The 12,860-nt window shown below is 62.8% G+C and carries 9 protein-coding genes; 6 read left to right on the top strand and 3 right to left on the bottom strand.

All coding sequences use genetic code 11. The annotated features are described in order from the left end of the window. Window position 1: 1 nt before the first annotated feature. Both CS919_RS09415 and CS919_RS09420 read right to left on the bottom strand, forming a co-directional pair. Entirely contained in the window at window positions 2-1,210 is a 1,209-nt protein-coding gene (locus tag CS919_RS09415; RefSeq protein WP_099299218.1) for a MalY/PatB family protein, read from the bottom strand. Further along, window positions 1,203-2,705, bottom strand: coding sequence for a carboxylesterase family protein (locus tag CS919_RS09420; RefSeq protein WP_099299219.1), 1,503 nt, complete (start codon window positions 2,703-2,705; stop codon window positions 1,203-1,205). Before CS919_RS09420 ends, CS919_RS09415 begins: the two co-directional genes overlap by 8 nt. 41 nt (window positions 2,706-2,746) lie before the next feature. Between CS919_RS09420 and CS919_RS09425 the strand changes: the two genes are divergently transcribed. Beyond that, complete coding sequence (locus tag CS919_RS09425; protein WP_099299220.1) at window positions 2,747-4,873, top strand: M3 family metallopeptidase; 2,127 nt, start codon at window positions 2,747-2,749, stop codon at window positions 4,871-4,873. A gap of 15 nt (window positions 4,874-4,888) precedes the next feature. Further along, window positions 4,889-5,146 (top strand): hypothetical protein, encoded by a 258-nt coding sequence (locus CS919_RS09430; protein WP_143341785.1) that lies wholly within the window; start codon window positions 4,889-4,891, stop codon window positions 5,144-5,146. Window positions 5,147-5,252: 106 nt separating this feature from the next. Here the strand turns inward: CS919_RS09430 and CS919_RS09435 are convergent, their stop codons facing one another. Next, the gene (locus tag CS919_RS09435; RefSeq protein WP_234990892.1) at window positions 5,253-7,475 is read right to left on the bottom strand and encodes a 4-alpha-glucanotransferase; all 2,223 of its coding nucleotides are present in this window, start codon (window positions 7,473-7,475) and stop codon (window positions 5,253-5,255) included. A gap of 234 nt (window positions 7,476-7,709) precedes the next feature. Between CS919_RS09435 and CS919_RS09440 the strand changes: the two genes are divergently transcribed. The 4 genes from CS919_RS09440 (at window position 7,710) to hrcA (ending at window position 12,809) form a co-directional block, all read left to right on the top strand. Then, entirely contained in the window at window positions 7,710-9,542 is a 1,833-nt protein-coding gene (locus tag CS919_RS09440; protein WP_099299223.1) for an AMP-dependent synthetase/ligase, read from the top strand. 163 nt (window positions 9,543-9,705) lie between these two features. Continuing rightward, on the top strand, window positions 9,706-10,425 hold the full coding sequence (locus CS919_RS09445; RefSeq protein ID WP_099299224.1) for a hypothetical protein: 720 nt from the start codon (window positions 9,706-9,708) through the stop codon (window positions 10,423-10,425). Window positions 10,426-10,432: 7 nt separating this feature from the next. Next, window positions 10,433-11,710 carry a radical SAM family heme chaperone HemW gene (gene hemW / locus CS919_RS09450; protein ID WP_099299225.1) on the top strand — a complete coding sequence of 426 codons (1,278 nt, stop codon included), beginning with the start codon at window positions 10,433-10,435 and terminating at the stop codon, window positions 11,708-11,710. Window positions 11,711-11,783: 73 nt separating this feature from the next. Then, window positions 11,784-12,809 carry a heat-inducible transcriptional repressor HrcA gene (gene hrcA, locus CS919_RS09455; protein WP_099299226.1) on the top strand — a complete coding sequence of 342 codons (1,026 nt, stop codon included), beginning with the start codon at window positions 11,784-11,786 and terminating at the stop codon, window positions 12,807-12,809. Window positions 12,810-12,860: the final 51 nt, after the last annotated feature.

The following is a 12,860-nucleotide window of genomic DNA, read 5'->3' on the forward strand; positions in this document are numbered from 1 at the left end:
GCTACTGAAGGTTGCGCACGGCTGCACCTTTGCGGTCCAGGGCCTCATTCAGGATCTCTCGGGAGGTGGCAAAGTTCAGGCGAATGTGCCCGTCGCGCCCCAGATCAAACACCGATCCCTCGGACACAGCGACCCGCGCCGTCTCCAGCAGGGTCTTGGCCGGCTGGATCGCCAAACCGGGCACTGCGGAAACATCAATCCACAGCAGGTAGCTGGCCTGCGGGCGGATGAACGTAGCACCCGGGAGCACCTCTGGGATGCGCTCTTCTAGTAGGTCCAGGTTGCCGTTCAAGTAGGCCACTTCCTCGTCCAGCCACTCGCGGCCTTCGTTGTAGGCCGTCGCCGCAGCGATCAGGCCTAGCGTGGATGCCTCACCCGTGCGCAGGTTGTGCACGTTCGCCATCTTTTCGCGATCCGAAGGATTGGTGAAGATCATCTGCGCGCAGTGCAGGCCCGCGGTATTCCAGCCCTTGGAAGTGGCCGTTACCGTCACAGTCAGCTCCGCAGCCCTCTCACTCAAAGATGCGGTAGGGATGTGCGTGGCGCCCGGGTATACGATCGGCGCGTGAATCTCGTCAGAGATAATTCGCACGCCGTAGGTATCCGCTAGCTCCACGATGCGGTTCAGTTCCTCTGCACGGAAAGCCCTGCCCAGAGGGTTATACGGGCTGCACAGTATCAGCGCGCCCACTGGCTGCTCGGCATCCTCGGCGGCAAATGCCTTCTCCATGGCGTCGAAATCAAAGGTCCACTCGGACTTGCCCTCGCGCTCCACAACGATCATCGGGATATGCACGGTGGGGCGGTTCGTGGAGCGCGGCACGTCGAAGAATGGGTAGTAGGACGGCAGCGGGACGACCACGGAGGAACCGGCGGGCGTGAGCTCGTCCACAGCAACGGCCACGCCCTTGACCACGTCCGGAACTACGCGCACCCACTCGGGCTGGATCTGCCAACCAAAGCGATCCTCGCTGAATGCGGCGAGCGCCTCCTCCACGGGGCGGCCGTCCCCCTTGTAGCCGAAGTACTGGCGCTGCACCGCATCGCTAACAGCCTCAAGCACGGGCGGGCACGTATCGAAATCAGACTCGGCCACCCACAACGGCAGCACATCCTCTGGATACCGCGTCCACTTCATGGTGCCGCGGGCGCGCAACGTGGCGACATCGGGGACGTGCAGGGATGGGGTAGTGGGTTGCGAGTTAGACATGTTTTCTACTGTACGTTTCCAGGAAGAAGCGGCGAACAGGACCATGCGCATCCACCACGAGGTCCTCGGCACAGGTGGACATGTCGAATTGCTTAGTCAGCCGCCCAGTATCCGGATGGAAGGTGGGCCAGTCTGGTTCGCTGCCGTGGGCAAAATCCACGATCAGATGGTGGAAGCGATCCGCTAATGGCTGCAGGCGTTGCTGTGCATTGGGTCCGCAGAAGCGAGCGATGGACACGGGCGCCACGTCCAAGCAGTTAAACGCCAGCGGAATGTCCGCGCAGTGCTGGGCGTCTGTGCCGCGGGCGCGCACGTCGCCCGCACCGCCGTGGAACTCGTAGACCCAGGTGGGAGCCTGTGGGGCGTGGGCTTCCATCGTGGCCACGTCGAACTTCCGGATCGCCGCATCGCCAATTGCCCGGCCTAGTGGACGCGGTGGTTCGATGCTGTCGCAGTACTCGCGCCAGGCCTTCTTTTCTTGTTTCGACGCTGCACTCGGCACTCCCAAACTCCTCGAGAAAAGTCGGATGGCCCTGTCTGCCAGCGCTCGGGTCACGGGGTTGCCTTCGCGGTAGGCCGTGTCCAAGCGCTCTGCTACGCCCATCCGAACGAATTCGTCACGCAGCGTGCCGATCAGCATAGGGATCGGCGGCATGTTTTCCGGGGAGTGGGGAAATAGGCCGATGGCGCAGTCATCGAAGTAGCGGCGGGCGTAGCGAGAAAATCCGTGCGCCACCTGCTCGTCGGACAAGGTGCTGACGTGCTCAAAGGACAGCGGTCCGCGCAGCGCGCGCCGGGCCATGCGGGTGCGCGCCGTCCAGGGAACGCGGGGCAGGCCTTGGGAGAGAATCACGCAGCGCTGCACCAGGTCGCGGGCGCGCGGGCTGCCCAAGGTGTAGGTGATCAGGGAGCCGCCTGCGGATTGGCCCATGGCCGTGACGTTGTGCGGGTCTCCCCCGAACGCGGAGATACTGTCCCGGATCCAGCGCAGGGCCGTGATCAAGTCTTCAACGGCGCGGTAGTAGGGAGGCTCGGAGTTTGCCTTAGAAGAATTGGCACCGAAGTCAAAAGGAAGAGGTTCGCCTTCTAACGGCAAGAATCCCTCGAAACGGTAGCGGTAATTCACGCTGATTACGATGCACCCGGATTCCGCGAAGGCATCGCCGCGGTACCACGGGCCGTTGGCGTGGCCGGACTGGAAGCGACCGCCGTGCACAAACACGATGACTGGCAAACCAGCCTGCGGATCCACTGGGCCGGCGGGAGCGGTGACGGACAAAGTGTGGCGGCCAATGTCCGCGTGCGGTAGGCACTCCCGTACCCCGGTGAACGGCTCGGCGGGCCGCGTGGGGCTGAATTTTTCTTTCACGGTGCGCGGCGGCTCGGCGTATTCGATGGCCGACCAGTGCGAGGCCCTGGGTCCGCTCCACCCGCGATACGTGCCTAGGTGGGTTGATACGTCCAACTCAGGATTCGGCTCTGGGGCAAGGCTCATGGTCTGCGATCCTAGCGGGGAGGGTGGTTACAGTGGTGACTATGGAAGATTTTGTCACCCCATCAGAACTGCCTTACGAGCTCCCGGATTTTGCCCAGATTCAGGTGGACAGTCTGGTTCCCGCGTTCCGCACTGCGTTGGCGGATCACGCTGCGGAGATCGCCGCGATTGCACACAATCCGGAGGCGCCGACGTGGGAGAACACCTTCGAGGCCCTGGAATCAGCGGGGCAGATGCTGCACAGGGTGCTGGCGATTGTGTTCAATTACGCGGGCACGATGGCCACCCCTGAGGTGCGTGAGGTAGAGGCGACCGTCTCGCCGGAGTTGGCTGCGCACGTCAGCGACATGCTGCTCAACGAGCAGCTGTGGGAGCGCGTGCAGGCGATCCCTGCTGCTCCTGAAGGCAGCGAGGAGGAGGCTTTGCAGACGTATTGGCGCCGCCGTTTCGTGCGTGGTGGCGCGAATTTGAACGCGCAGGAGCGTGAGGATCTTCGTGGTATCGACGCCAAACTCGCCACCCTGACCACCCAATTCGGAAGCCACCTGCAAGCCTCCACTGAGGCTTCTGCGGTGTTGTTGACGGACGAGTCCTTGCTGGAAGGCCTGGACAAGGAGACACAGCGCCGGTTTGCCGAAGACGCGGCCAGTTCCGGGCAGCAGGGCTGGTTGATTCGCCTAGGTCTGCCCAGCGTACAGCCGGTGCTGGAGGAGTTGGCCAACCCTCGGGCGCGCCAACTGGTGCATGAAGCATCGCTGGGCAGGGGCGGCCAGCAGAACCAGGAGACGCTGCTGGAGATCGTCCGCCTGCGCGCCCGGCGCGCGAAGCTGCTGGGGTACGCCAATCACGCGGAATACGTCACTGAGGTGGAGACCGCGGGTTCCGTGGACGCGGTGGAGGAGCTGCTGGGGCAGCTAACGCCAGCAGCGGTGGCCAATGCGTGGGGCGAGTTCAAGCGTGCGCAGGATCAGCGGAACGTGACGCTCAGCGCTACAGAGAACGCTTCGGGGGAACACGACCAGCCGATGACCGCAGCGGACTGGCCGTACTGGTCCGCCCAGCAGCGCGCCGAGGAGCTGGACGTGGACGAGGCCGAGCTGAAGAAATACTTCGCGCTGGACCGCGTGCTGGAAGACGGCGCGTTCTTCGCCGCACAACGCTTGTACGGCATCACCGTGACTCCGCGCGATGACCTCGCTGGCTACCACGAGGACGTGCGGGTGTGGGAAGTCCGCGAGGGGGAGGATTCGCTGAACCCCGGCGCGGAGATCGGTCTGCTGCTGACGGACATGTACGCCCGCCCCACCAAGCGCGGCGGCGCGTGGATGAGCAGCTTTGTGGACCAGTCCAACCTGATCGGGCAGCTGCCCGTGGTGGTCAACGTCCTGAACGTGGCCAAGCCCGCCGCGGGTGAGCAGGCACTGCTGAGTATGGACGAGGTGGCTACCGTCTTCCACGAGTTCGGGCACGCCTTGCACGGACTGCTGTCCGACGTTCGTTACCCCAGCCTGTCCGGCACTTCGGTGCCACGCGACTTCGTGGAGTTCCCCTCGCAGATCAACGAGAACTGGGCGCTGGAGCCAGACGTACTGCGCAACTATGCCAAGCACGTGGACACCGGAGAACCGCTGCCGGAGCACCTGGCAGCTGCCGTGACCAAGCAGGCGCAGTGGGGACAGGGCTTTAGCACCACGGAATTTGTGGCCGCGTGCTGGCTGGATCTGGCGTGGCACAAGCTGGATGCCCAGCAGGCAGAACAGGTCACGGACGTGGAGGAATTCGAGCGCCGAGCCTTGGAAGAGGCAGGAGTGGATATGGAGTCCGCGCTGGCTCCTCGCTACCGCTCCGCGTACTTCAACCACATCTTTGCCGGTGGCTACTCCGCGGATTACTGGAGCTACCTGTGGGCAGAAGTGCTGGATGCGGACGGCTTCAAGGCCTTCGTGGATACCGGAGCGGCTCGCGGTGGCGTCGAAAATAAAGAAGAACAAGAAACGGCGATCGATCCTGACGACGTGCGCTTCGCTGGCGACCGATTCCGTCGCATGATCCTTTCGCGCGGCGCGACCATCGATTATGACGACGCCTTCTGGATGTTCCGCGGAATGCAACGCAGCGTGGAACCACTGCTGGTGCGGCGAGGGCTGACTGGCGCCGGGGGACAGTGAGGCTAAGATTCAACGGTGATGTTTGAATGGCTGATCAACCTACCAGTGTGGTTGCAGACCCCGCTGATGGTCGCGGTGGTGCTGCTCATCACGGCGATCGTGGGATGGGGGCTCAATGCACTGATGTGGAGGGTGATTCCGCCGAACCACGAGGAACGTGCGATGCTGGGCATTGATACCGTGCCGAATCAGCCAACGTCAGCCACAGATCCGGAGCGCATCGCGCCAGTAGTAAACACGCCGCAAGAATCCACTCCCCGAAAGGACCGCTAGAACATGAAGCACCATTCCAAGGTCCGCCAGGCACTGATCCTGCTGATCGTGCTGCTCGTGGTGGCGTGGATCGCCACGCAAATCTTCTAGCCGAACCAGCTACTCGCTATAGCTCGCCCTTGGCTGCGGCCAACACGCGGCGAGCCAGTGGATGCTCAATGAGATCATCCACGAATAGCGGGGTGCCATCGTGGTCGCACAGGGGGATGCACCAGTTGGGGTAGAGCTCGTGCGTGGTGCCCGGCTGGTTCTGCGCGCGCAGGTCACCCACCATGTCCACCAGCGCCACGCACTTGAGCGCCGAGGGGGTAAAGGACAGGAAGCGGTGCATGCCTTCGAGGATGCCGCTGGATTGTTCGCCCTCTAGACCGTCGGCGCCTCCCGGGCGCTGGTCCCGGCCGGTTTGGGGCTGCTGTGCCTCGTTGTGGATGCCGCCGCCGGGCCCAAAGTAGTCCTGGCAGGCCAGCCCCCGGAAAGCTCCCACGCTGCCCATGGTGGACAGCACCTGCTGTTGCCACTGCGCGTCATCCGCGTACTCTTCTTCCGTGTCACGAGTGAGTACGCCCAGCTGTTCGCGCAACTCAATGTGGCCGCCGCGCAGGTAGCTGGCCGTGGGCGGCAGATCGTGCGTGGTCACGGAGGCCAGCGCCAGCTGGCGGTAGCGCTCTGGAGTCTTCGCACCGTTTTCGTCGCCCTCGAACCAAGTCACGGAGGTGCCCATCACTCCGCGGCTGGCCAGGTAGTCCTGCACCCACGGCTCGAACGTGCCTAAGTCCTCGCCAATCACCACGGCTCCTGCGCGCTCGGCCTCGAGGACCAGGGTCCCGATCAGCGCCTCGTGGTCATACTGCACATACGTGCCCTGCGTGGGCGAGCTCATTCGCGGAATCCACCACAAACGGAACAGACCCAGCACATGATCCACGCGGATGCCGCCGGCGCTGCGCAAGATGGTGCGCAGCATGTCCCGCCATGGCTTGTAGCCCTGCTCAGCCAGCTTCCACGGGTGCCACGGTGGCTGCGACCAGTCCTGGCCCAGCTGGTTGTATCCGTCTGGAGGAGCGCCCACGCTCGCGCCGGGCGCCAGCACGTTGTCCAGCGTGTGCGCGTCCGCGCCGTCAGGGTGCACGCCCACGGCGAGGTCGGCCATCAGCCCGATGCGCATGCTCTCCTGCAGAGCCTGCTGAGCAGCAGTTTCCTGCTCCTGGCACAACATCTGCACCCATGCATAGAAGTCCGCGCTCAGCTCCATGTGGTGCTCAGCGCCGTAGGAGCGAGCCTCCTGCGCGCACCAGGTGACAAAGCCTTCTAGGCCCTCGCCTTCCCGTTCGCGGTAGGCGCGCAAATGTTCCTCGCGTTGTTCGCCGAGCCCTGCGGCCCACAGCAGGTACAACGCCCTTATTTTCGACGCCAGAACGGGGTTTCTCTCCAGCTCTTCTGCGGAACCGTTGACTTCGGACAGCGATTCCTTCATACCTGCGATAGTTTCCCGCAGTTCCGGGTGAGCGCGGTATTCCGGGGTGTCTTCCACGCGGATGTAGATGGGGTTGGTGAACCGTCGCGTGGTGGGCAAATAGGGGGAATCTTCTACCGGTGGGGTGGGCTCCGCCGCGTGCATCGGATTGACCAATACAAAGTCCGCACCGCCGAGTCGCTGCAAGGCATCGCCGAAGGCGTGGAGGGTGCGGTAATCGCCGATGCCCCAGGATTCCCGGTCCCGCAGGGAGTAGAGCTGGGCCATCACGCCGACCGCCGGTTCTTTTGCGAACTTCTCCGCGGAGCTGAGCCTGGGAGGGGAGACCAAAAAGGTAGAGTTTACGTGGCGAGATTGCTGTCCGCCCTCTGTTTCCGCATGGAGAGTGTGCCATCCCGCAGGCAGGGCCGGGAGAGTGAAGGTGGCGGTGCCATATGTGGTGGCGCCGATGGTGACGGGCTGCACCCACGTGTCCGTCTGCACGCAATCGATGCGATGTCCCTCTGCTTCGGTTTCTACCCAGACGCGCACTGCGTCACCATCGTGGCAATGCACTCGGATATCGCGGTGAGTATCGGCGATCGCGGTGATGGTGGGCTCCAGCACCGCCTCCAAGTGTTGCTGGCGTAGGCGGGTTGTAGCGAGCTCAATGGACTCGCCATCGACCGGTTCCGGTAGTGCTACCCCGAGTTCGCGCAATGCGAAAATCATCGTGGCGGGGGAGACCTCCATTCGCTGGCCGTCTTGGCCGGTGTACCCCGTGGAGACTCCGCACAACTGTGCAAGTTGAACGAGCTTTTCGCGATCAGTGGTGGACAGAACGGGTGCGGTGGTGTGTGGGGGCTGGGAAGTCACGTGTTTCATTGTGCCGGTTGGGGGATGCCTGTGCCAGCGGAGTTCGCCAATAACCCACCCCGCGATTTAGCGTGGAAACGTGATCTGCTTCACTCATATATATTATTAGAAGCGTGAGTAACTCTGACGCAGACCGTTACGGTTCGCACCGCTGATTTGAAGTGCCGCCGGACGCAGCCGAAAGAGTGCCAGGGAACCTGACCAAGACTCTTGAGTGTCAATTTGAGGAGAACAATGACGGACTTCACTTCCGAGGCTCTGTACACGGTGGGCGAACGCGAGACAGTGATCTCCGCCGCGCGAGATTTCGCTGCGGAGCAGCCAGATGCGGTGAGCTTCCACCGCCCAGTGAACTTTGAATGGACCACCGTCACGGTGTCCGAATTCCTCGAGGAAGCCTATGTGGTGGCCAAGGGTCTGGTGGCCAATGGCGTACAGCCAGGCGATCGAGTGTGCATCATGTCCGGCACCCGTTACGAATGGGTTCTGGTGGACTTCGCCATCCAGGCATGTGGCGCCATTTCCGTGCCCATTTACCCTTCTTCCTCTACCTCTCAGTGCGAATGGATCGTGCAAGATTCCGGTGCCGTGGTGGCTATTGCGGAAGACAGCGAGCACACCCAGCGCCTGGAGACTTTCGTCAAGGAAGGCGAGCCGCAGGAGGGCACTGCGCACTTGCGTCGGGTCTTCTCCATCAACAACGGCGCCATCAAGGACCTGATCCAAGAGGGCACGGACGCGGGCATCGAACAAGATGAGCTGGACAAGCGCATCAATGACATGACCTCGGAGTCCATCAACTCCATCGTCTACACCTCCGGCACCACCGGCCGCCCCAAGGGCGTGGCGCTGAGCCACTACAACTGGCTTTCGGAAGTCCGCGGCCTGATCACGAACCCTATTGGCGAAGCCTGTGGACCCGGTTATGAAACGCTAATGTTCTTGCCACTTGCGCACGTGCTAGCGCGGGCGGTGTCTTATACCGTGTTCATCGGTGGCGGGCAGCAGACCCTGTGGTCTGAGGTCTCCACCCTGCTGGACGCCTTCCAACGTTCCCAGCCGCACATGATCCTGGGCGTTCCACGCATCTTCGAAAAGGTGCACGCCGGCGCCAAGGCAAAGGCAGCCGAGGCTGGCGGAATCAAGAATAAAATCTTCCTGGCCTCCGAAAAGGTGGCAATCGAATACTCCAAGGCGCAAGACAGCTCCGAAGGCCCAAGCCTGGCGCTGCGCGCCAAGCACCTAGTGTTCGACCGCCTGGTGTACTCCACGTTGCGCAAGCTGCTGGGTGGACGCTTGAAATACTGTATCTCCGGCGGCTCCGCGCTCAACCCGGAACTCATGCACTTCTTCCGCGGCGCAGGCGTGCGCATCTTCGAGGGCTACGGCCTGACCGAGTCCACCGCGGCCATCGCCGTGAACTTTGATCCAGACAACATCATCGGGACCGTGGGCAAGCCCGTTGGCGGCAACACCGTGCGCATCGCCGAAGACGGTGAGATCGAGCTCAAGGGCAGCGTGGTCTTCCCTTACTACTGGAAGAACGAAGAAGCCACGGAGAAGGACTTCACCGAAGACGGCTTCTACAAGACCGGAGACCTAGGCAAGCTGCTGCCTACCGGCCACCTGAAGATCACCGGCCGCAAGAAGGAAATCCTGGTCACCGCCGGTGGCAAGAACGTCTCTCCAGGACCGATGGAGGACATCCTTCGATCCGCACCGCTGATCTCCCAGGCCATGGTGGTGGGTGACGATCAGAAGTTCGTCGGCGCACTGATCTCTCTGGACGAAGAAGCCTTTGAGCGCTTCAAGAAGGAAAACGGCCTGCCTGCCAACACGTCAGTCAGGGAAGCAGCAAAGAACCCGATTCTGCGCTCCTCCATCCAGGATGCAGTCAACGAGGCCAACCAGTCCGTGTCCAACGCGGAAGGCATCAAGAAGTTCCGCATCTTGTCCCGTGACTTCTCCGAGGAAAAGGGCGAGGTCACGCCATCCATGAAACTCAAGCGCTTTGTGGTGGCAGAGCACTTCGCGGATGACATCGCCTGGATCTACTCCGGCAAATAGGGACAAATAAGTCCGCCCCACACCGGCCACGCCTCCGCCCCGGAGGCGTGGCCTTGTTTTATGGTTGCAGGCGTGAATATCGCAGGCCGGCTGACGCGGCCCGCGAGCAATTTTCTAGGGCCCGGCCCTGAAAAGCGCCGCGACTGGGAGAGGAGTGTCACGCGTGCACTACGATGCTGCCTTGCGCGTTCGTGAACTCACCCAGAACATCTATGACATCGGCGATGAGATAGCCGGGTACATCGATAACGTCTCCCAAGCCATCGGGGATTGGGACCCAGAGTTGGTCCAAGACTGTCTGATGGAACTGGACGAGATCGTGGAGCAAGGTCGCTCCGAGGTTCGCCCTGAACTTTCCGAGCTCAACGGACTGCGCCAAGCGTTCGTCTCTGGTGTCCGCTCCGGGCAGATGTCCGGGATCACCTCCACCTATCCCCACCCCGGCCGCACGCTGAGCTTCCTGCATAAGACGGGCGCGGACGTGGCGGAGTTGGCGTCGGAAAAAAATAGCAACGCAACCACCACGGAGACCGCACCGGAGGAACCGGGCGCGATGGCTTCCACCGCGGCGTGGCGGCTGTGGATGCGCAGCAACGTGGAACGGCACATCGCCGAGCTGACTGAGCTGGCCGAATGGGTGGTGGAGCAGACCAGCCTGGCGCTGGAGGCGCAGTCCGTGCTGCTGCCGCAGACGTACTCGAAGGCGCGCCAGCACACCGTGGAGATCGCGGGGCGTTTCGGGGCGATCATCGACCGGCAGCCGGCGCTGGCGCACTCCATGCGAGGCGAGGCTCCACCGGAGTTTCTGCAGGAGCGGGCGCGGGTAGATGCGGTGGTTGCGCGCATCCTCCAGCGGCGCCAAGCGCGGGACGCAGTAGTCTAGTCACATCATGACAGACGCTGTTTCACCTGACTCTCTTTCCACCACACACCCCACGCACGGGCTCTACATCCACGTCCCGTTTTGCGCCACACGCTGCGGATACTGCGATTTCAACACCTACACCCCGCAGGAGCTGGGGGACCAACACGGTAACAGCATCCCTGGCTACCTGAACGCTTTGGAAGCGGAGCTGGACCGGGCCGCGGCGATGTGGGACGTGCCCGGGGACTTCGCGGGAGTGCAGACGGTGTTCTTCGGCGGAGGTACGCCCTCGATGCTGGGACACGAGGGCCTCAACCGCGCTCTGCGGGCAGTCAAGCGCACGGTGGGGCTGGCCCCAGGAGCGGAAGTCACCACCGAGTCCAACCCGGAATCCACTAGCCCGGAGTACTTCGAGAAGCTGCGTGAGGAAGGCTTCACCCGCATCTCGCTCGGCATGCAGTCCGCGGCTGGGCACGTGCTCAAGGTGCTGGAGCGTCAGCACACGCCGGGCCGCCCTGTGGCCGCCGCCCAGGAGGCGATGGCTGCGGGTTTCGAGCACGTTAACCTGGATCTGATCTACGGCACACCCACCGAAACCGACGATGACCTGCACGCTTCCCTGGACGCCGTGCTGGGCGCGGGCGTGGATCACGTCAGCGCGTATTCGCTGATCGTGGAGGACGGCACTGCGATGGCGCGCAAGGTTCGCCGGGGAGAGCTGCCCGCGCCCGATGAGGACGTCCTGGCGGATCGCTACACGATGATCGACCGCGCCCTGCAGGAGCACGGGTTCTCCTGGTACGAGGTCTCCAACTGGTCCAAGCCCGGCGGCGAGTGCCAGCACAACCTCATCTATTGGCGCGGCGGCCAGTGGTGGGGCGCAGGCCCGGGTGCGCACGGTTGCGTGTCGTTGAAGCCGCAGGCCTTCGGGCACAACCCAGGCGGGTTGACGCGCACGGTCAATGCCAAGCGTCCGGGTACGTACTTCGCTGGTCTGATTGAGTCCGACGCACACATCGACCAGCCCGCATCCATCACCTCCACCGAGCTGCTGACGGACCAGGATCTGCGCACGGAGCGCATCATGCTGGGGTTGCGTTTGGCCGAGGGGATCGTGGTGGACGATTCCGCGCGCGCGGTAGCTGCGGTGATCGATAAGTACGTCTTGCTGGGATTGCTGACCCGCGAGGCGGGGGAGGATCGCCCGTTCAACAGCGGGGAAGGTTCCTGGATCAAGTTGACTGAGCAGGGACGTTACTTAGCAGACGGTATCGTGACAGATATCATCGTGGCGCAGGAGTAGGGCGCAGGAGAAAAGCGCAGGAGTAAAGCGCAGCGGCGCTACTCTGCGGTACACAGAGGAAAGAGGAGGGCTTATGTCAGCAGGAACTGAACAACGCCGCAACGAGGTCCTGCGGGCCATCGTCTCCGATTTCATTTCCACGCAGGAGCCCGTGGGCTCGAAAATGCTGGTGGATCGGCACAAGCTGGGGGTTTCTTCCGCCACGATCCGCAACGATATGGCCGTGCTGGAGGCCGAGGGCTTCATTACTCAGCAGCACACCAGCTCCGGGCGTATCCCCACAGCCAAGGGCTACCGCCAGTTCGTGGATGCCATCCATCGGGTCAAGCCGCTTAGTCGCGCGGAACGGCATGCCATCCTGGACTTTTTGGAAAACGGCGTGGACTTGGAGGACGTGCTGCGCCGCAGCGTGCAGTTGCTCGCGCAGTTGACTCGCCAGGTGGCAGTGGTGCAGATGCCGGATTTGCGCGTGGGGCGGGTCAAGCACTGCGAAGTGGTCTCCCTGGGAACGCAGCGGCTGCTGTTGGTGCTGATCACCGATACCGGGCGCGTGGACCAACGCAATGTGGACCTTCCGGAAGCGCTGTCTGAGGAAGACGTGTCCCGGCTGCGCGAGTTCGTCAACCGCGCGATGGTGGGCAGAACGTTGGATGAGGCCTGCGCCCAGATTTCCGCGCAGGCAGGTGAGGCGAAGGGGCCTTCTATGGCCGAGCGATTGCGCGTGGCAATCGTGGCCGTGACCACCGTGCTGGTGGAAACGCTGTTGGAACGGCCCAACGAAAAGCTCATCCTGGCTGGCACCTCCAACCTCATCGGTGCTGGAGAGTTCGCCCCGCTGATCGACGCGCTGGAAGAGCAAGTGGTGTTCCTCAAGATGCTCAACGGAGCGCGAGACATGAACTGGCAAGTGCGCATCGGCGAGGAGAACGAGGATGAAGAGCTTCGCCATGCCTCGGTCATTTCCGCTGGGTACGGCAGCCAATCTGCCGTGCTGGGAAGCCTGGGCGTGGTGGGGCCAACGCACTTGGACTATCCCGGGACTATTTCCAGCGTGGCTGCTGTGGCGCACTATGTGTCTCGCATTTTGGCGGGCGAGTAGGGCGAGTAGACTGTGAAAGTTGATTAACTTACCTCGATAGAAATTATCTGG

The sequence above is a fragment of the Corynebacterium dentalis genome, from assembly GCF_900232865.1.
Classification (GTDB): Bacteria; Actinomycetota; Actinomycetes; order Mycobacteriales; family Mycobacteriaceae; genus Corynebacterium; species Corynebacterium dentalis.

Excerpts from the sequence above, each read along its gene's own strand:
- hrcA (WP_099299226.1), top strand. The coding sequence starts at position 11,784 with ATGTCAGCAGGAACTGAACAACGCCGCAACGAGGTCCTGCGGGCCATC.
- CS919_RS09425 (WP_099299220.1), top strand. The coding sequence starts at position 2,747 with ATGGAAGATTTTGTCACCCCATCAGAACTGCCTTACGAGCTCCCGGAT.
- CS919_RS09440 (WP_099299223.1), top strand. The coding sequence starts at position 7,710 with ATGACGGACTTCACTTCCGAGGCTCTGTACACGGTGGGCGAACGCGAG.
- CS919_RS09420 (WP_099299219.1), bottom strand. The coding sequence starts at position 2,705 with ATGAGCCTTGCCCCAGAGCCGAATCCTGAGTTGGACGTATCAACCCAC.
- CS919_RS09415 (WP_099299218.1), bottom strand. The coding sequence starts at position 1,210 with ATGTCTAACTCGCAACCCACTACCCCATCCCTGCACGTCCCCGATGTC.
- hemW (WP_099299225.1), top strand. The coding sequence starts at position 10,433 with ATGACAGACGCTGTTTCACCTGACTCTCTTTCCACCACACACCCCACG.